Here is a 19,469-nt window from a genome sequence, read left to right as displayed (position 1 = left end):
GGACGCGCTCGATTATCGAAGCGTCAGGTGTCAACCGTGTTACCACTGCGGCTGCGCGCCTTCTCGACGCCCATGATAGCGAGTTTGCCCGGCCGCCCGGCGCTAGCGCAACGGCTTTGCGAAGCTGAGTTCGTGGCCGTCCGGATCGGTGATGTGGAAATAGCGCTCACCCCAAGGCGCGTCGGACGGTTCGAGCGAAGGCTTCAGCCCGGCCGCCAGCGCTTTGCGATAGAGCGCGTCGACGTCGGAGACATAGATGATCACGCGGCCCCACCAGGCGACCGGCGCGCGCGTATCGACGATCAGGTTCAGATACGAACCGCCGAACGCAAACGATGTAAAAGCCTCCTGCGGACCGCCGAATTTCATCGGAAACCCGAGTGCTTCATAAAACAGCACGGCGCGCGGCATATCGCGGGTGGCGAGCGTGATGGCGCTGATCGATTCGATTTGCGGTTCCGTGGGCCGGCTCGACGAGGCTGATGTGGCGGCTGAGTTCATGGCGGCTCTCTCCTTGGCATGCCAGACGTGTCATCTGCCCAGCACGGTGCATGCCGTGGCTGTGGCTGTGGCTGTGGCTGTGGCGCTCGCTGGCCTCGCAAAGTGTCTCACAGGGCGCGCCGCCGCGGCGCGCCTCGCGGCCACTTGAAAACCTTCGCGGCGCCCCGCATCTCCCATTCCGTTTATCCGGAGCATCGCCATGGGAAGCCGCCCACGCTTCGTCGATGACCTGTCGCGCGCCGCATCCGACGCCCCCGGGCCCGAGACACTCAATCCTTTTTCCGACGACGCCCTGCTCGACGCCTATTCCCGCACCGTGATCGGCGCGCTGGAACGCGTTCAGCAAGCCGTCGCCTTCATTGCCGTCGAACGGCGCCTGCCCGGCGAGCCGTCCGGCCGCGGTTCGCGCGGCGGTACCGGCTCGGGTTTTCTGTTCACGCCCGACGGTTACCTGCTCACCAATAGTCACGTCGTGCACGGCGCCACCCACATCACCGTGACGCTCGCCGACGGCGCGAAATTCGACGCCGACCTGGTCGGTGACGACCCCGGCAGCGATCTGGCCGTCTTGCGGATCGGCTCGCCCGAGCCGCTGCCGCATGTCGAACTCGGCGAGTCGTCGAAGCTGCGTGTCGGGCAGATTGCGATTGCGGTCGGGAATCCGCTCGGCCTCGCGCAAACGGTCACGACCGGCGTGGTGTCGGCGCTCGGCCGCTCGCTACGCTCGAATTCGGGGCGCATGATCTACGACGTGATCCAGACCGACGCCGCGCTCAATCCCGGCAATTCGGGCGGTCCGCTGATCAATTCGGCGGGCCAGGTGGTCGGCGTGAATACCGCGATCATTCCCGGCGCGCAAGCCATCTGCTTTGCCACCGCGATCGACACCGCCAAGTGGGTCATCATGCAGATTTTCGCGCATGGCCGCGTGCGGCGCGCCTATATCGGCGTGGCGGGCACCACCAGGCCGCTGTCGCGCCGCGTGCAGCGCTATTTCGGCCTGAGCTCGGAAAGCGGCGTACATGTCATGGAGATCGTCAAAGGCAGCCCAGCCGCGCTCGGCGGCCTGCGCACCGACGATACGATCATCGCGATCGATACGCAGGCCGTGCAGGATGTGGACAGTTTGCAGCGCACGCTCGACGCATCGCGCATTGACAGACCGGTCAATGTGACGGTGTTGCGCGGCGCGCAGCGGCTCGAATTGACGTTGACGCCGGTCGAGCAGGTTAGCTGAGACCACAGCGGCGTGCATGTTCTGCGAGCACAAAAAAGCCTCGCGTTCGAACGAACGCGAGGCTTTCTCTTTCTGCTAGAAAGCCACGCATCTCAACTCAAGATGCACTGCCCAATGCCCCGCAATAAAACGCTTACTGGATCACGCGCGTCACACCCCGGCCGCGCGGATCGGCCGCGGCTTCCGGCGTATCGCCATTGATCTTGATCGCCTGGATATCGCCGCTGAAATCCTGCCCCTTCAGCGTGTAACCCTTGGCTTCGATCTGCTTGGCGAGTTCGCCGTCGATCGGCTTATACGGCTCCCAGAAGATCGTGTTCGGCGGCAGCAACTGATGATGGAAACGCATCGCGGCGACAGCCTGCTGCAGCGGCATGTTGTAGTCGTAGACGTTATTGATCACCTGGAAGATCGACGTGAAGATGCGCGAGCCACCCGGCGTGCCGATCACGAGCGATACTTTGCCGTCCTTCGTCAGGATCGTCGGGCTCATCGAGGAGAGCGGCCGCTTCTTCGGTTCGATCGCGTTCGCGTCGCTGCCCACCACGCCGAACATATTCGCAACGCCCGGCTTCGCGGAGAAGTCGTCCATCTCGTCGTTCAGCACGATGCCCGTGCGGTCCGCCACCACACCCGAACCGAAATAGCCGTTGATGGTGTACGTATTCGACACGGCGTTACCCCACTTGTCGATCACCGAGAAGTGCGTGGTTTCCGCTTTCTCCGGCATCGACGTGCCGAGGCCGGCCTGAATGCTCTTCGTGTCCGAAGGCGCATTCGGATTCACTTCGCCGGCGCGCCTGGCGATATACGCGTCGTCCGTCAATTGCGCGACCGGCACCTTATAGAAGTCAGGATCGCCGAGGTATTGCGCGCGGTCGGCGAACACGCGCTTCTCTATTTCCGCGATCAGGTGCACGTATTGAGCGGAATTGGGCGTGACGTCCTTGAAGTCGGGCGCAATGTCGGCCTTCATTTTCAGCAACTGCACGAGACCGATACCGCCCGAGCTCGGAGGCGGCGCCGTGTAGACGCGATAGCCGTTCCAGTCGGCCTGGATCGGTTCACGCCACACTGCTTTGTACTGCTGCAGATCGGCCTTGGTGATCAGACCGTGACCGCGCATGGACGCCGCGATCAGATCGGCCGTCTTGCCCTGATAGAAGTCTTTGGCGCCCTGATCTGAAATGCGCTGCAATACAGCGGCCAGATCCGGCTGCTTGAAGTTGACGCCCTGCTTCAGATTGCCGAAGTAGGTATCGAAGTTGGTCTTGCCGGCGAACTCTTTCGCGGCATCGTCGCGGCGTTCCTGCAATTGCTGGCTGACCTCGAAACCATCGCGCGCGTAGTGGATGGCCGGCGCGAGCACCTGCTTCCACTTGAGCTTGCCGAAGCGGCGCTGCGCCTGCCACATGCCGTCGACGGTGCCCGGCACGCCGACCGCGCGGTAGCCGTACAGGCTCATGCCTTTGATGACTTCGCCCTTGTCGTCGAGATACATGTTTCTGGTTGCGGCCAGCGGCGCTCGCTCGCGATAGTCGAGGAAGTAGGGCTTGCCGTCGACATAGAGCGTCATGAAACCGCCGCCGCCGATGTTGCCCGCTTCCGGATACGTCACGGCAAGCGTGAAGGCGATTGCTACGGCTGCGTCGACGGCGTTGCCGCCTTCCTTGAAGATCTGCTCGGCGGCGTCGGCGCTGAACTTGTCCGCGACCGCGATGGCGGAGGCGGTGAGGACAGCCGGTTGGGCTTTCGCGGGCGGCTTGGCGATTGCCGGCGTGGCTTCGAGAAAGCCGGTGGAAACTGAGACGAGTGCGACCAGCGCGAATCCGCTGGCCGACGATTTAACGTTGCGGAACAACTTCATTGCATATCCCCCAAGACGACTTTTATCCGATGAATACAGATGTCTCGAGGGTTTATAACATGTGAACTACTCGCTTGCGAAGCCGCCAGATGTCGTAGGGTTCATGCTGCGGCACACAAAAAAACCGGTTGGACGGCGCAGAGAAGCGCTCGTCGAAACAGCCGGGACAGGCGTCTTCGGCATGCGGCATGCCGCGCGGTACAGCGCTTTACGCGCGTCCGCGACTGCCGCGCGCAATCTCATCGCCGGCGTTATGTGGCAGTCGAGCGGTAATCGGAATCGACATGAATGAGAACAGCCCGACCACCAGGAAAGCCGGCCAGAAATCGGAGAAAACAATGGTCGAATGACCCTGCACGTTATGCGAAATCTGCAGCACGATACCCGCGATCGTCACGCCGAGGCCCAACGAAATCTGCTGGATCACGCTTGCGACACTCGTCGCGCGACCCACGTCGCGGCTCGGAATATCGGCGTATGCCAGAGTGTTCAACGACGTGAACTGCAGCGACGGAAAGAAACCGCCGAACAGCACGACGCACCAGATCAGCCAATGCGGCGTGCCAGGAAAGAACAGACCGTAGACCGCGATGGCGAGGCCCGCGCAGCAGGCGTTGAACATCAGCACCGTGCGGAAACCGAAACGCTCGAGAATGCGCGACGCGGCCGCCTTCATGAAGATCGAGCCGAACGCGGACGCACAGGTAATCGACCCCGACTTGAACGCCGTCATGCCAAGGCCTTCCTGCAATGCAAGGGGCAACAGAAACGGCACCGCCCCGAGGCCGATGCGAAACAGCGAGCCACCCACCACGCTCGCGTGAAAACTCGGAATGCGCAGCAGCCGAAGATCGAGCACAGGCAATTCGACGCGGCTCGCGTACAGCACATACAGCGTCAGCAACACCACGCCGATCACGCACATGCCGACCGACACCGGGTTCGACACCAACTCGCCGCCCACTAGCGAGAGCCCCAGCATGAACAGCGACGCCCCGCTCGCGGACAAAAAGAAACCGGTCCAGTCGAGCCGGCCCGGATGCGCTTCGCGCACGTTGGCGATGTGTTTATTCGCGAGCCAGATGCCCAGCAGGCCAATTGGAATGTTGATGAAAAAGATCAGACGCCAGTGCAGATAAGTGGTGATGAAACCACCCAGCGGCGGCCCGACCACCGGTCCGAGCAAAGCCGGCACCGTCAGATAGTTGACTGCACGGATAAAGTCGGACTTCGGCACAGAACGGAAAATAATGATGCGGCCCACCGGCACCATCATCGCGCCGCCGAGGCCTTGCACGAATCGCGCAACCACGAACGTGCCGAGCGATGTGGAAGCCGCGCACATCAGCGAGCCGGCCATGAAAACGCCGATCGCCGCGCGAAACACCGTGCGCGAACCGAAGCGGTCAGCGACCCAGCCGCAGATTGGAATGAAGACGCCGAGGCCGATGACATAAGCCGTCACGGCAAGCTTGAGGGTGATGGGGTCCTGGCCGAGATCGCGCGCCAGAACCGGCAGCGACGTCACGATGACCGTGCCGTCCACGTTTTCCATGAACATCGCACACGCGACGATCAGCGGAACAATGAAAGTGCCTAAAGCGAGAGGCATTGGCATGGCGACGGGTTGCAAGGCCGCCGGTGTAAAGCGTCGATTATGGCATCGCATCGGCAACAGATGTTGTTGCGCGAGGTCTTTTCACTCGGATAGACACGTATGGTTGAACGCGCAACCACGCAGCGTCGCAACGCGAGTGTGCGAGCCGTCAACTTACGTGAACGCAAAAAGGTTGAGCCGGCATCCAGCCGGCTCAACCTTCGATACGTCAGCGAACAGGCAGACGGATGACTTAGCGCGATGCGCTGACCAACGGCTGCAGTTGCGGCAGGATCTCGGTGCTTGCGCGAGCCACGTCGTTCGGGAAGTCGATTTCGATCCAGGGCGCGCCGGTCACGTCCGCGGTATCGAACACCTGGCTGCGCTCCAGCAGCAGATCGCGTACCGCTTCTTCGTGCGGCAGGTTGGCCCGGCCGCTGTCCACATAACCGGCCACGATCTGCGCGAAGCGTTGCGCGGTTTCCTGCCGGAAGCGGAAGAACCCGACCGATTCGCCGATCGTGTCGTACTCGAGATTGACCGCGAGCTGCTTGCGCAACTCGACCGGCACGCCGTCTTTCAGGCACAGCTTGACGGGTTCGTCGCCAGCTTCGAAATCACGGTCGATCAACAGGCGGTTGACCGTCTCGCCCGCCACCAGAGCAGCCAGAATGCGCTCGTCGTAAAGCACGTCGGCGTCCATCAACAGCACGTCGCCGCCGCGCGTCAGCGCCTCGGCCACCGTGTGCACCGTCAGCACGCTGCCCAGGTCGTAACGCGTGTTCAGCACGGTTTCCACCTTGTGCGGCCAGTTGATGCGCTCCAGTTCCGCCTGCACCGATTCCGGCTGAAAGCCGAGCGCCAGCACGACTTCAGTCACGCCGGCGGTTTCGAGCATTTGCAGATGCCGTTCGAGCAGGCTCATGCCGTCGAATTGCAACAGACACTTCGGGAACTGAGCTTCCGGCGGTTGCTGGAGACGCAGGCCGAGGCCCGCAGCGAGGATGATGGCACGCATGCGCGGTCCTTTGAAAAAATACGGAGTTTAATCGACAACCGGCACGCGCCCTGTCGCGCGGCGCCGTTGCCAGCTTCGTTCGCTGAAGTGCAGAACCAGCAGACCCGGCAAGCCTAGCAGGATTTCGCGGGCACGCTTGGCGAGCGACAAGGCCAAGGCCGCGTCCGGCGGCAAACCAACCAGCGGCGCGAGCAGCAGATAGCCGCCTTCCTGCACGCCTAGCGAGCCGGGAATCATGAACGCCGCGCCGCGAATCGCCTGGCCCAGGCTTTCGAGCAACAACGCGTCGACCCAGTCGACCGGATGGCCGAGAAAGCGCAGCGCGAGCCACACTTCCACCGTGCCGACGATCCAGCCCACAAGACTCATGGCGAAGCTTGCCGCCACGCGGCCGCGTTCGCGATACATGGCCTGCACGGCGGCGTCGACGGCTTCGGCGCGCGTCATCAGCGAAGACCAGTCGCGCTTGCCGAAAACCTTGGAGATCACGCCGAGCAAGCGCCCAAACAGACCGCACCGCTGCGCATAGTAAAACCCGACGATCATCGCGCCCAGCACGCCGGTCGCGATCAGCGTGGCGGTCCGCAGGTCGTGCAGCGCGCCGTGCGCTGCGTAAGCGCCGAACAGCAAAAGTCCGCCCAGCGCGAAGATGATTTGCGCGAGCGCCTGCGCGGTCGTGCTCACCGTGATCGCCGCGGCGGCATCGCGCATACGCATGCCACGCTGGGACAGTTGCCGCACCATGACCACGGGTCCGCCGATCTGGCCGGCCGGCAGCAGGCTATTCACCGACTCGCCGATCCAGCGCGCGAACAGCGCGTCGCGCCATGTCAGATCGTGATGAATGCCGTCGCGACGAGAATGGAACAACACCGAGATCGCGCCGGCATCGAGAAGCACCGGCACGAGGTGGAACGCCGCGACGAGCGCGAGTCCCCAGCCAGCGGTAAGCAGTGTCGAAGCAACCGAGCCGAAGCCCTGCCACGCGAGCAGGCCGACAAACAGCGCTGTCCCGATCGACAGCAGGATCAGGGCCGCGCGGCTCATGCGCGGTCCTTCCCGCGTTGGGTCATCTGGCGAAAAACCTGGCGGAAGCCGAAGTACGCAATCGCATCCTTCATGTTCGAGATGAAGCGGCGCCACGGCCGCATGTTCGGATCGGTGACGTATTCGAAAGTGAGCGACACGCGCATTTCGTTCGCGCCGGCGGGTGTGATGCGATGCCGCAGCTTGTCGCCGTCGAAGAACACGAGGCCGCCCGGCGGAATCTGCACCGACCCCGGCTGATCCGCGACATCCGGATTGCGCGTGTGGAGTTCGTAGTCGAGCCGGCAAGACGATTCGTCGATCACGCCGAGCAGCAACGTATAGCGGCGGCCGTCATAGTACGAAGTATCGTAGTGCCAGCCGATGTGGTCGCCTTGGCGCGTGTAGTAGTAAAGCGCGTACGCATGCGGATCGTCGGCGGGCGAAAGCTGGAGTTTGTCGCCGCTCAGTTGCTCCAGCCAGCCGATCAATTCCTTCGAGCGGTACAGCTCGGCGATGAACGGCGCGAGGCGGTCGATCGTATGACGGCTGACACTGCCGCCCTGCTTGTGACCCGGCAGATAGTTGCGGTTCACCTCGTCGAGCAGCGAACGCGCGCTATGCACGAGCTGCGCCGTGACTTCGGGCGCGAGAAAGTCTTCCAGATAAAGAAACGCGCCCTGCTCCGCGAAATCCTTGCGCAGACGCGGGTTGTCGAACCCGCGCGTGCGGCTCGCGACCGCGCGGTCGGCATTCGGCGCGGGCGATGCAGCCGGCGAACGTTCTAACGGAACTGACGCGATCACGTCGTTTTCGGCCTGCGTACTCATTCGCTGGCCCACATTTGACGGGTTTCGGACGTACCGGCGGCAGCCGGCGCCGGGCTGGCGGCACGGCGCGCAACGCGCCAGTAGTCGACCACCACCCAAACAGCGAAAAGCGGCGCGCCGATCGACGCAACCACGACGAAGGGCAAGACGACGCTAGTCAGCGTGACGATCGGCAGCAGATACAAAACATCTTCAGTTTCGAAACCGCCGACGGAGGCCTGCTTCGTGCCCGCCTTGCCCGCCATTTCCTCGATGCGCATGCGCAGGAAGAAAATCAGCGCGATCGCTACGCCGGCCACCGCGCCGAGCACACCCGGCGCGATTTTCAAGCCCGCGATATGCGAGGCGCCCGCTCCCATACCCATGCCGACGAACAACATGACGGTCACGAGCGCGTCGCAAGCGAGGTCGTAAAAATGACCGATCCGGCTCGACTTGCCACTGATGCGCGCGAGTTCGCCGTCCGTGTGGTCGACGAAGTTCGACAGCACGATCAGGAAGGCGCCGGCATTGGCCCACGCGAACCCGCCGTGAGCGAGGCAGAGCGCACCTGCCAGCCCGATCAGGAGGCGCAGCGTGGTCAGATGGTTCGGGGTGACCCACGTGTTCACAAGCGGAGTCACGAGCCGGCGGGCGAGCCGCGCGTCCCATGTTCTGGGCGGCGGAACGTTAATTGGAGTTTCGGGTCGCGAATTCATAACCCGGAAATATATACGGGATCGCAAAAGATTGCTTTCTTCCCGTACGTTTCATAAGGCGCCGTTGGTTCCCGATCCGTGCTGCCTGCGAAGCAAGATTTGCCGAATCGCGATAAAGTACAAACCAGTTGCGCCTGTCAAGGGTATGACTTCGATGCGCAACGTCTTTTCGGGTCTCGAGTCCACGCCACCGCCCGTTGCGAACACACTACATCGATTCAGGTGGCCGTCCACGCTTATGAAACGCTTTCTTTCGTCTGTACTCCTTGCTCTGGCAGCCGCCGCGCTGCCGCTCACCAGTTACGCCACCGCGCTCGATGCGCCGCTCGCCTGCAATGAAAGCGGCCATCAGTTCATTGCCGACCTCGCGGACCAACAGCTGATCGACCCGAAGCCCACGCGTGTGGAGAGCAACTCGATCAACGCCTTTTCGCCGACGTCCGGTGCGGATTTGACGGCATATGGCTTTCGGGTGTTCGCGGTGGTCGGCTACGAAAAAGACGACCCCATGTTCCGTGTCGGCGACGGCGAACCGGTCGCGCGTTCGGCCTACGGCGTCGTGGTGTTCGGCAGCGAGGCCAAAGTGCGGAACGCGATTGCCGGCACCGGCAGCACGGCGATCGTGCACCGCGTAGCGCCGCTGATTACGGCGATTTTTTGCAAGCGGAGTTGAGGCGGCACGACCAGCCGCTCTGCCTGCTGGAATGGCCGATGGGCAGATAGGAAGACGACGTTTTACGCGTTATAATTGCGGCAGATGGATTTTCCGGGGCCTGCAAAGGCGTCTATCTGCCTCCTGGTGAAACAGGATCCAGCCGTGCTGGTTACGTCGGCTCACGCCGATCAAGCGCACCCGCGAAGTTATGAGGCCCCCTTGTGGGGCCTCACCTGTTTTTGAGGTCGGAATCAGCCAGTTATGTGCGGATGCCACATCGGCTAGCGGCGGTTGAGACTCGGATCGCGAATCGACTCGCCCCTCAATATCTTTGCCGCCATCACACGAAACCGCACAATGCTTCGCCGGTTGCGCGGAGTCCCCGCCTTCCCCCTAGTCACGTCGCGCACATACGCACTTTCGATCACAAGCCGCAGCGCGCTTGCCCCCATGCGGCGAAGACGAAAAAACACTTCGTACTCAACTGGCTCGCCGCGATCCGTGATGTCCTCAATCACGAGCCAGTTCGAATGGCCCGTGAAATAGCAACGCCGTTCACCGAGTTCGGCAACGATCGCTGGCAGTCGAAGCGACCAGCGGTGCCGGTCGGCGCAGAATGCGCGAGCCACCTGCCGGTGGTCAAAAATTCTGCGACCACTACCAAGCGCCTCGAAATCCAACGGGCTTTGCGCACCCGGTCCGACCGACACGCAATGCGACGTGTATTCGACATGGACGGTTGCGGTTGTCGCAGCAAACTTCCCCGAAGCGGGAATGGCGAGGGTAAAGAAGCTGGCGACGAGATGCGAAAGGCCATATCGCACGCTTGCCACGTCGATATAGCCTCGTCGCAAAATCGAAATCCACTGCATACGCCAGCCAAAGGGGAAACCGCGAATTATCGCGAGATTCCCCCTCGCTGACTCCTCAGCCAGAAGGCCTAAGACAGGCGACTTCGACGCGTTCGGCCTACAACTTAATCCCCGCCGGCTCCGCCGTCAGATACCCCACCGTCGCCCCGAAGCGGTCTTTATAGTTCGCCCGCACAAGCGGATCGAGCGTCGATTTGATCTTGTCGTGCAGCGGACTTTCCCAGTCGCCGACGTGCTGAAAGTTGCTCATCACGTAAGTCCAGCCGTTGATTTCATCGACCGCGTGCAGGCCCGTCGATTCGGCGCCCGCCGGGCATGAAAGCACGCGCGCAAGCGTCTTCGTGTCGACGTTGTACGCCCACAGAAAGTTGTTCACGTGCATGCCGCTGTCCTCGCCGATAAAGAGCGTGCGCAGCTTCTCCGAGAACTTGAGGTTGTCCGGGTTGGCAATGCGCTCGGGATTCGCGGTGTTGCCGAGCGCGTCGGCCGTCGACAGATCCTCGCCGACCAGCGCTGCAGGCGCGGCCATGTCCACCGGCACCCATTCGCTGTTGATCGCGGCGCCGCCGCGGTCGCGCTGGCCGCCCTTCATGTTCAGCGCGTAGACCGCGCCGGCGCTGATTGTCTTATCGACGGCTACGTCGGTGGATGCGGCATTGCCGCGCACCATCGACTTCTCGATACGCGACATCGCCGAATAAAGCACCTTGTCCTTGATATTGACCGTCGTGCCTTCGAGCTTGGTGAAGCCCATGCTGCCGCCGGCCAGCGCCGCATAGCGATGCGTCTCGAGGAACGTTGCCGCCCGCGTCATGCCGGGCTTGACGCGCACCCAGTTGAACGTGCCGTTGTAGTTGATCTTCGTGTAGGCCGGATCGAGCGGATCTTTGGTCGCGACGTCCATGATGTCGCTGGCGCGCAGCTGATTGGCGAGCGCCTCGATTTCGTCGCTGGTCGCGTGGCCCAGGTTGATCCACGACAGCGTGGCCGCGCCCGCGCCGCTCGCCGACACCTGCGTCCACTTCGCGACGTACAGCTTGCCTGCCGACAGATCGGCTTCGCGATCCGCGATGAACATGAACAGGCCGCCGTTGGTCGCATCGTCGCCCATCAGAACCGTGCGCTTGTCCGGCATCACCTGAATCAGTTCGTGCGAGATACGGCCAAGGCAGTAGTGCTTTTTGATCGTGCCGGTGCCGTCCGGATTCACGGTGACTTCCGGCAGATGCCCGTAGTGATACGGGTTGGCGGTGATTTCATCGCCATACAAACTGCGGCTGAAGCCCTTGAACTGGCTGTTGCTGGCGATCGTGGTGGCGTCCGGCTCGTACTCTTCACTCGACAGATGCGTGTTCCACGGCGACAGGCTCGCGCCGCAGGTGATCCACAAGCCATGGGCCTTCGATGTATCGACGTTCGAATAGCCCGCCAGCGTGAGCTTGCCGGTGACCGGGTCCTGGTCGAGCGTGAGCACGGCGATCGGCGACGGCAACTGGCCGTACATCGAGACCAGACTCTGATCGCGCGTGGTGTATTCGAACTGCACGACGGCGAATACCGCGTTGCCCTTGAGGCCCTTCACCGTGGGATTGTCGAGGCGGATCAGCGAACTGCCGTCCGGGCAGTCCGAGTAGAACTGGCGCTCCTTGCCCGCCACCGATTTATCGACGATCGGCTGATTGTTGATGTCGAAATAGCCGCCGGCAAGAATCGTCCCGCCCTTTACGTTCGGCACGCTGTCGCCGGTGACGAAGAACGGCTGATACGCCAGCTTGAACGCGCGGCTGCTGCCGTCGCTCAGTTGTACCGTCAAGGTCGAGCCGACTGTGGTCTTCGCCATGGCGGCGGGGTCGGCCAGCGTCGGCGCGGCCATGCTCGCGAACGCCGCGGAGACGAAGTTGGCGACCGGTTTGGCGGGCGTCGCCAGCTCGTCGCTGCCGCCGCAAGCGGTCAGCATGGAGGCCGTGGCGAGTCCGCCGAGCGGCAGCATCGGCGCGCCCACGAGAAGTTTCAGGGCCTTGCGGCGGGAAAGGTCGAGCGGCTCTGCCATGTTGTCGTGATCCAGTGTTTGGGTAGCGTGAGTGAATGCACAGCCGGCACGCACTCAGACCCAAACCACATGGTTCACGCTCGCGCCGCTATGACGCGAGGATTCTATGAAGCGAATATGAAAGTATATTGACAGGCTTTAGTAATTTAAACCCGAGCCGTCGAGAGACGACGCCGGCGAGCCCCGGAGCCTGCCGCGCGCCGCAGCGGCGCGGCTTCTAACCCGGACGGCGAAACTCGTTCTCGACCCACGCCGCCGCGCTTGCCTTGCTGAGCTTGAAGTTAGCCGCGACCTGCACTTGCGCGAGTTGCTCGCCGAATGTGTCGAGCGCGGTCAGCAATGCATATGGCTCGTCTTCGTCGGGAACGATGTCGAGCGTGATGTCGAGTTCGTCGTTGCCGTCCGCGCTCGCCACGCGCACTTCCTTATGCAGTTGCGCGCGCAGTTGCTGCTCATGACGCCGCAGCACTTCAGACGCCGTCTTCACCAGCGTGTTGAATGCCGAGGTGTCCAGCGGCTTCGGATCCTTCTTGTTGCGGCCCATCGTCCACGGACCGACGAGCGCGGGTTCCGCTTCGCCGTCCTTGATCATCGCGACGGCCCAGCCTTCGTCGTCCTCATTCTTGATGACGCGCGCGGTCCAGCCGTCGTCGCGCCACAGACGTGCTTCATGCACGGTTTCGCCCAATTCGGACGCGCCTTCCGTCGTGAGATCTTCAGCGGTGTCGGACGATGGAAGGGGTAGATCGGTCATTGCAGGTTCACTCACGTTCGCGGGGGCGGAAACACATCTCAAGCGCGCAATTCTACCCGCCCCGCTCACGGCGGATGCGGCCCTCTGACGAACGGACAAGCCGCGGCAATCGCAACCGCAATCGAAATAATCTATTTCCGCATTTGCGAGAACTTATAAACCGACCATAAAAACACATAAAAAACGCGGCCCGAAGGCCGCGCATAAAAATGAAAAAGACACCCTTGGTCAAGGGGTGAGACGAATTGTAAAACCGTAATTCAATGAGATAGATCCGGAAAATTGAAAGAGTGCATTGCGGGAAACAGAATAGATCGACTAAATATCTCAAAATAGACACCAACCCATACTGCCAATGGCTTGCGGCAAGTCGTCGCGATCCGGCAACAATACGCTGTTGACACGGCCTCCACGAATCCATCGTCAAATAGATTTTTCCTTTATTTATCCATACTTAAACAATTCCCCATTCGCTATTACGAATTAGAAAAATCATTGTTGTGCCATCCGCAATTAAAGACACGAATAGCAGGAATACACTTCGCAGCGGATCGTCAGGCCGCCGGCGTAATTGGCGGTGAGCACTCGAATGCGATTCCCTATGCACTGTTTCGGAGCTATCTAACCATGAAAAAAACCCTCATCGCAGGCGTCCTCAGCGCGGTTGCCATCAGCGCTCATGCCCAGAGCAGCGTCACCTTATACGGCACGCTGGACGCCGGCCTCGTCTACTCGAATAACCAGGGCGGCCATAGCAACTGGCAACAAGGCAGCGGCTCGGCGTCGGACACCTACTTCGGCCTGCGCGGCAGCGAAGACCTCGGCGATGGCCTGCATGCGATTTTTACGTTGGAGAGCGGCTTCAACCTGAATAACGGCCAGGACACGGAAAGCAACACGATGTTCAACCGTCAGGCTTTCGTCGGTCTGAAGAGCGATCAGTACGGTGCGCTGACGCTCGGCCGCCAGTACGATTCCGTGGTCGACTACCTGGCGCCGCTGTCCGAAGCAGGCGCGGGCTACGGCAATAACCTCGCGGCGCACCCGCTCGATAACGACAACCTCGACAACTCGTTCTCGATCAAGAACGCTGTCAAGTACACGAGCGCGAACTACGCGGGTCTGAAGTTCGGCGGTCTGTACGGTTTCAGCAACTCGGCCGGTGATTTCTCCAACAACCGCGCATGGAGCGTCGGCGCTTCGTATGACAACGGTCCGTTGAGCGTTGCCGCCGCTTACCTGCAACTGAACCAATCCGGCAGTTCGAACCTGAGCGGCGCAGTGTCGCAAGGCGACGGCACCGCGGCGGTCGCGGCCAATCTGCAACGCACGTACGGCGCGGGCATCAACTACACGTACGGTCCGGCAACGGTCGGTTTCGTCTATACGCATACGCAGCTCGACGGCATCACCGGCGTGGACGTCGGCGGCACGACGCTGCCTGGCGTCGCCGGCACCAACCTGCACCTGGACAACTACGAAGTGAACGGCCGCTATGCGCTCACGCCGGCACTGAGCCTCGCGGCCTCGTATACGTTCACCGACGGCAAGATGTCCGGCTCGAATGGCTCGGGCGATCCGAAGTGGCACACGGTGTCTCTGCAAGGCGACTACTCGCTGAGCAAACGCACCGACGTGTACGTGGAAGGCGTGTATCAGCATGCCTCGGGCGAACTCGGCAACTTCGGTTCGAACGTTGCGGCGATCAATACGCTCGCGCCGTCGTCGAACGGCAATCAGGTGGCGGCAGCAGTCGGCTTGCGTCACCGCTTCTAAGTATTTTCAGTTGATGCCTGCGGAGCGAATGATTCGATTCGCTGCGCACACAACCCGCGCGTGACACGCAGAGGTGGCTCCGGAAATTCGGACAGTTCATTGAGTGGAAAAGCTGGGGCGTGAGTCGGTCATAATGGCCGGCGACAAGGAACCAGAAGATGACGAAACGAAACCGACGGACACACTCACCGGCATTCAAGGCAAAGGTGGCACTAGCGGCGCTCAAGGGCGACAAGACGCTGGCAGAGTTGGCCCAGCAATTTGATGTCCATCCGAACCAGATCACGGACTGGAAGAAGCAGTTGCAGGAGCGGGTTGCCGATGTGTTCGACGCGGGCAACGCGCCCCCAGCTGCACCGCCAATCGACGTGAGGGTGTTGCACGCGAAGATCGGACAGTTGACGTTGGAGAATGATTTTTTAGAAAGCGCGCTCAGCAAGGCGGGACTGCTGGGCGTAAAGCGATGATCGATCGTGATCACGCCCTGCCGGTGACGCAGCAGGCCCGGCTGTTAGGCATAAGCCGCTCGAGTGCCTATTATCAGCCGCGTGAGGTCAGCGAAGCGGATCTGAAATTGATGCGCCGGATTGACGAGCTTCACCTCGACCATCCATTTGCCGGGGCGCGAATGTTGGCACGTCTACTGCGTCGCGAAAGTATCACAGTCGGACGCAGGCACGTTGGCACCTTGATGAAGCGCATGGGCGTCGAGGCGTTGTATCGCAAGCCAAACACGAGCCGCAAGCATGCAGCCCACAGGATCTGGCCGTACCTGCTGCGCAACCGGAAAATCGATCGGGCCAATCAGGTCTGGGCGCTCGATACGAGCTATATCCCGATGGCGCGGGGCTTCGTCTATCTGACGGCCGTCGTGGACTGGGCGAGCCGCCGGGTGTTGGCGCACCGGGTGGCGATCACACTAGAGAGAGCTGCCATGCTGTCGAGGCGCTGGAGGAAGCGTTTGCGAAATACGGGCCGCCTGAGATCGTCAACACGGATCAAGGAAGCCAGTTCACCGCAACCGAATTCACCGACGCGGTTCTCGGCCGGAAGGTTCTCCTGTCGATGGACGGAAAAGGCGCCTGGCGTGACAACGTGTTCGTCGAACGGGTGTGGCGCAGCGTCAAATATGAAGAGGTTTATTTGAAAGCGTACGACTCGGTAGGCCACGCGCGTCGCTCAATCGGCAATTACCTGAACTGGTATAACCAGAATCGGCCTCATTCGAGGCTGGCCGATCAGACGCCGGATGAAGCATACTTCGCCACGCTGCCAGCGATAAAATCGGCAGCTTGATTGCCCCAACAATTCCACTTAAAAATCTCGGGACCCTGTCCGAACAAGCGGCGCCACCTCTCGCTCACGTCGCGGGTTTTATGACTTTACGTTTGGACACAATGCCGACCGCCACGGATAGTGACGACGCGTGCACCCGATGGGTATACTGGGCCCGGCTGCCTTCCTTGCCGCAACGTTGCAATGTTGCGATGCCGTTGCGGTTGAACGGCGGCTTCGTCGCGAAGCATGACGTTGCGCTCTATCGCGTTGCGCTTCGCCCGCGCCCCAAGTTCCCGCGTACGACCGGGGACGCCGACGATCGGACCATGAAAAGACTTCTCCTGCTTGCCCCCGCTGCCGCCGCGCTCGCTGCCCTCGCCGGCTGCGGCTCTTCCAGCGGCCCAGCCCGCGACGCATCCCTGCCGATGATATACGTGTCTTCGCAACGCGCCCCCGCCTATGTCGCCGATTGCCTCGAAAGCCGTTTGTCACGCGTGCGCACGTCGCACGTCGGCGGCACGACGGAGATCGCCGTCGGCTCCGATTCGAACAACTCGTATTTCGTGACGCTGACGCCGTCGAATGCCGGCTCGGTCATCAAGGTGATGCATCCTGCCAACGCGCCGGACGATCCGCCGGAACCGGAAATGCGCTTCGATATTGCACGTTGCTCGACGTGAGCTTCAGCCACACGCTTGCGATCCGAAGGTACGCCGACGCGCGATTTTTTTAACTCGCGTGCCGGCTATTTTTTTATCCGCGCATCTGCGAACATAGCCGCCCTCTGTTCCTGAAGCGGCGCTCTGCCGTAAGTTGCGATGGCATCCAGCAAAGCACATCACGCCACCGGTTTTGCGGCCGGCGTCATCGCGGCGGCGATCGTCGCGCGCATCGGCGGCGGCGGTTCATTTCATGTCGGCGTGGTGTTGAGTTTCATCACCGGCGTGATCGGCAGTACGGCACCGGACTGGCTGGAAGTCGCGTGGTGGTCGCGCGCGCGGCGTCTGTGGATCACGCATCGCACGCTGACGCATTGGGGCGTGGGATGGCTCGCGTTGCTCGCGGTGTCGTATCACTGGCTTGGGCATTCGCTCTATGCCGCGCCGGCGTTCGGATTCGCCTGCGGAGGCCTGATGCATCTGTTCGCCGATTGGCCGAATCCATTAGGCCTGCCATGGATTGCCGGGCGGCACTCGTTGAATCTCTGGAATAGCGGCCACTGCGATCTGATCGTGGTGGCGGCTTCGTGGGCGGCGGCGTGGTTTATCGGGCAGCACGTCTGGTTGCATGGCGTGCACGGCGCGGCCTTGCTCCAGCATTTGCGGATCGGCTGAACCTCAGCGCAGCGCAGCCGCGTAGTTGGCGGGCGTTACGCCGAGCAGGCGCACGAACGCGCGCGTCATATGACTCTGATCGGCAAAGCCCGCCGCGGCAGCCGCATCGGCAAGCGTCGCGCCCCGCGCGATCCATTGTCTGGCGAGCACCACGCGACGCTGCATTCGGTACGCGTGCGGCGGCAGACCCATTTCATGCGCGAAACCGCGCAACAACTGGAAACGGCTCATGCCGGTGTCGGCGGCGAGATCGGCCAGCGTGAGTGGCGAAGAAGGGTCGTCGTCGATGCGTGCCTTTGCTCGCGCAATCGGACCCGATGCATCAGTCGACCGGGAGCGTGATGGCCGCGTCGCATGAACGCGCACGACGTGCCCAAGCAGTTCGAGCAACGCCTCCTCGCGCGCCAGATCGTCCGGCACGATAGGCGCTTCCACCGCGACAACGAACAGCCGCTCGAACAGACGCTTCAGCAAAGGATCGTGCGCGACCGGCTGCGTGAGTTCGAGCTCGCGCGCCGCGGCGCCGGTCAGCTCGCTTGCGGCCGTGACGAGCATCGACGGTTCGAAATACAACATGCGCCACGCGCGCCCGCGTTCGTCGAGCGGACTGCCGTCGTGCACTTCTCCGGGATTGACCATGATCGCGTCGTTGGCCCGCGCTTCAACGAGCCCACGTCCGCTCGCCGACCGATGCCCGCCGCTGACGATCACGCCGACGCCGAAACGGTCGTGCGAGTGACGCGGAAACGCATGCGCCGTCTCGGCCACCGTGGCTTCGACGCCGCCAATCGCGCAGCGAGGCATATGGACGCGGCCGCGCGGCATGGTCATCCTTTAGCAGCTAAAAAGACGTTCGCGCATCGGCACACGCGACGGTTCGCAAGCCGGGTCGTGCATCACCGCCGCCAGTTGTCGGCACGCTCGCCTTTGCATGAGGACACGCGGCCACGCGCGACCCAGGCCGCGTATCACTGCCGCCCCTCGTCGGACCGCTCGCCCTCGCGGATCTTGCCTTGCGACACACTGCTGCCCGGCGGCACGCTGTGCGTGAGCCACACGTTGCCGCCGATCACCGAGCCGCGGCCGATCGTCACGCGCCCGAGAATCGTCGCACCGGCATAGATCACGACGTCGTCCTCGACGATCGGATGGCGCGCGTTGCCCTTGACGAGCGTGCCGTCGAGGTCCGCGGCGAAACTCTTCGCGCCAAGCGTCACGGCCTGATACACGCGCACGCGTTCGCCGATGATCGCCGTCTCGCCGATCACGACACCCGTGCCATGGTCGATAAAGAAGCTCGGCCCGATCGTCGCGCCCGGGTGAATGTCGATGCCGGTTGCCGAGTGCGCGATCTCGTTGATGAAACGCGCCAGCAACGGCACACCCAGGCGATGCAGCGCATGTGCGAGGCGATGATGCGTCATCGCCCACACGCCCGGATAGCAAAGCAGGATTTCGGTGATGTGCTGCGCGGCCGGATCGCCGGTGAAAGCCGCCTGAATGTCGCTGACCAGCAATGCGCGGATGCCCGGCAATTGCGTGCCGAATTCACGCGCGATGCCGAACGCGCGCGCCTGCAAATCGGCGTCCGGTGTTTCGCCGAACTCCGGCAAAAAACGCAGGGCGCGGCGAATCTGTTCCGCGAGCAGCCGCAGCGTGCTTTCAAGCGTATGGCCGACGTAATAGTCGACGGTCTCGTCGGTCAGATCGGGCGCGCCGTAATGCGTGGGAAACAGCGCCGCGCGCAGTCCGGCGACGATGTTGATCACCGCTTCGCGCGACGGCAACTCGCGAATGCCGAGCGGATGCCGCGTGCGATGGAGTTGTTCACGCGACGCGCGCAAGTCCGCGACGATCTGTTCGAGGCCCCAGTTCTGGGTAGGCACGTTAGGCATAAAAGGACAGCGCCGCGCGGGTGCACGGTTCGAAGTGATTATGCCGAGAGATTACCGCGTTTTGCCGCGGCTCGTGCAGCC

At 62.3% G+C, this 19,469-nt stretch carries 17 protein-coding genes and 1 pseudogene; 6 read left to right on the top strand and 12 right to left on the bottom strand.

Translation table 11 applies throughout. From position 1 onward, the window contains the following. Positions 1 to 102: 102 nt before the first annotated feature. Positions 103 to 501 (bottom strand): VOC family protein, encoded by a 399-nt coding sequence (locus B0G80_RS40535; protein ID WP_106276851.1) that lies wholly within the window; start codon positions 499 to 501, stop codon positions 103 to 105. A 199-nt stretch (positions 502 to 700) separates the two neighbouring features. Between B0G80_RS40535 and B0G80_RS40530 the strand changes: the two genes are divergently transcribed. Continuing rightward, complete coding sequence (locus tag B0G80_RS40530; RefSeq protein WP_116123166.1) at positions 701 to 1,738, top strand: S1C family serine protease; 1,038 nt, start codon at positions 701 to 703, stop codon at positions 1,736 to 1,738. A gap of 133 nt (positions 1,739 to 1,871) precedes the next feature. Here B0G80_RS40530 and ggt read toward each other — a convergent pair whose 3' ends face one another. The 6 genes from ggt to B0G80_RS40500 form a co-directional block, all read right to left on the bottom strand. Further along, complete coding sequence (gene ggt, locus B0G80_RS40525) at positions 1,872 to 3,605, bottom strand: gamma-glutamyltransferase (protein WP_116123165.1); 1,734 nt, start codon at positions 3,603 to 3,605, stop codon at positions 1,872 to 1,874. 208 nt (positions 3,606 to 3,813) lie between these two features. Then, positions 3,814 to 5,217 carry an MFS transporter gene (locus B0G80_RS40520; RefSeq protein WP_106276843.1) on the bottom strand — a complete coding sequence of 468 codons (1,404 nt, stop codon included), beginning with the start codon at positions 5,215 to 5,217 and terminating at the stop codon, positions 3,814 to 3,816. A 238-nt stretch (positions 5,218 to 5,455) separates the two neighbouring features. Further along, positions 5,456 to 6,220 carry an NTP transferase domain-containing protein gene (locus B0G80_RS40515; protein ID WP_116123164.1) on the bottom strand — a complete coding sequence of 255 codons (765 nt, stop codon included), beginning with the start codon at positions 6,218 to 6,220 and terminating at the stop codon, positions 5,456 to 5,458. Positions 6,221 to 6,247: 27 nt separating this feature from the next. Then, positions 6,248 to 7,267 carry a lysylphosphatidylglycerol synthase domain-containing protein gene (locus B0G80_RS40510; RefSeq protein ID WP_116123163.1) on the bottom strand — a complete coding sequence of 340 codons (1,020 nt, stop codon included), beginning with the start codon at positions 7,265 to 7,267 and terminating at the stop codon, positions 6,248 to 6,250. After that, positions 7,264 to 8,076, bottom strand: a complete 813-nt coding sequence (locus B0G80_RS40505) for a 2OG-Fe(II) oxygenase (protein ID WP_116123162.1) — start codon at positions 8,074 to 8,076, stop codon at positions 7,264 to 7,266. The genes B0G80_RS40510 and B0G80_RS40505 overlap by 4 nt, the downstream gene beginning before the upstream one ends. Further along, on the bottom strand, positions 8,073 to 8,774 hold the full coding sequence (locus B0G80_RS40500) for a CDP-alcohol phosphatidyltransferase family protein (protein WP_116123161.1): 702 nt from the start codon (positions 8,772 to 8,774) through the stop codon (positions 8,073 to 8,075). Before B0G80_RS40500 ends, B0G80_RS40505 begins: the two co-directional genes overlap by 4 nt. A 238-nt stretch (positions 8,775 to 9,012) precedes the next feature. Between B0G80_RS40500 and B0G80_RS40495 the strand changes: the two genes are divergently transcribed. Next, positions 9,013 to 9,447, top strand: a complete 435-nt coding sequence (locus B0G80_RS40495; RefSeq protein WP_106276833.1) for a hypothetical protein — start codon at positions 9,013 to 9,015, stop codon at positions 9,445 to 9,447. A 263-nt stretch (positions 9,448 to 9,710) separates the two neighbouring features. On the opposite strand, the gene B0G80_RS40490 is transcribed toward B0G80_RS40495, so the two are convergent. From B0G80_RS40490 to B0G80_RS40480, 3 genes are all read right to left on the bottom strand, one after another. Then, positions 9,711 to 10,301 (bottom strand): hypothetical protein, encoded by a 591-nt coding sequence (locus B0G80_RS40490; RefSeq protein WP_116123160.1) that lies wholly within the window; start codon positions 10,299 to 10,301, stop codon positions 9,711 to 9,713. 97 nt (positions 10,302 to 10,398) lie between these two features. Next, complete coding sequence (locus B0G80_RS40485; RefSeq protein ID WP_116123159.1) at positions 10,399 to 12,351, bottom strand: PhoX family phosphatase; 1,953 nt, start codon at positions 12,349 to 12,351, stop codon at positions 10,399 to 10,401. A gap of 217 nt (positions 12,352 to 12,568) precedes the next feature. Continuing rightward, a complete protein-coding gene (locus B0G80_RS40480) occupies positions 12,569 to 13,105 on the bottom strand; it encodes a hypothetical protein (protein WP_116123158.1) in 537 nt (178 codons plus the stop codon). Between the two features lie 627 nt (positions 13,106 to 13,732). On the opposite strand from B0G80_RS40480, the gene B0G80_RS40475 reads away from it, so the two are divergent. From B0G80_RS40475 to B0G80_RS40460, 4 genes and pseudogenes are all read left to right on the top strand, one after another. Further along, entirely contained in the window at positions 13,733 to 14,881 is a 1,149-nt protein-coding gene (locus B0G80_RS40475) for a porin (protein WP_116123157.1), read from the top strand. 158 nt (positions 14,882 to 15,039) lie between these two features. Further along, positions 15,040 to 16,177 (top strand): annotated as a pseudogene (locus tag B0G80_RS40470) (IS3 family transposase). A 191-nt stretch (positions 16,178 to 16,368) separates the two neighbouring features. Further along, positions 16,369 to 16,839 (top strand): hypothetical protein, encoded by a 471-nt coding sequence (locus B0G80_RS40465; RefSeq protein WP_116123156.1) that lies wholly within the window; start codon positions 16,369 to 16,371, stop codon positions 16,837 to 16,839. A gap of 138 nt (positions 16,840 to 16,977) precedes the next feature. Next, entirely contained in the window at positions 16,978 to 17,493 is a 516-nt protein-coding gene (locus tag B0G80_RS40460) for a metal-dependent hydrolase (RefSeq protein ID WP_116123155.1), read from the top strand. Positions 17,494 to 17,496: 3 nt separating this feature from the next. Here B0G80_RS40460 and B0G80_RS40455 read toward each other — a convergent pair whose 3' ends face one another. Further along, the gene (locus B0G80_RS40455) at positions 17,497 to 18,318 is read right to left on the bottom strand and encodes an AraC family transcriptional regulator (RefSeq protein WP_116123154.1); all 822 of its coding nucleotides are present in this window, start codon (positions 18,316 to 18,318) and stop codon (positions 17,497 to 17,499) included. 143 nt (positions 18,319 to 18,461) lie between these two features. Next, positions 18,462 to 19,388: a serine O-acetyltransferase EpsC gene (gene epsC, locus B0G80_RS40450; RefSeq protein WP_106276820.1), complete on the bottom strand. Its 927-nt coding sequence runs from the start codon at positions 19,386 to 19,388 to the stop codon at positions 18,462 to 18,464. Between the last annotated feature and the right edge of the window lie 81 nt (positions 19,389 to 19,469).

It is taken from the genome of Paraburkholderia sp. BL6669N2 (genome assembly GCF_003387275.1).
GTDB lineage: Bacteria > Pseudomonadota > Gammaproteobacteria > Burkholderiales > Burkholderiaceae > Paraburkholderia.
Note: the sequence above shows the minus strand (reverse complement) of the source record. Positions and strands in the feature narration are given on the sequence as shown.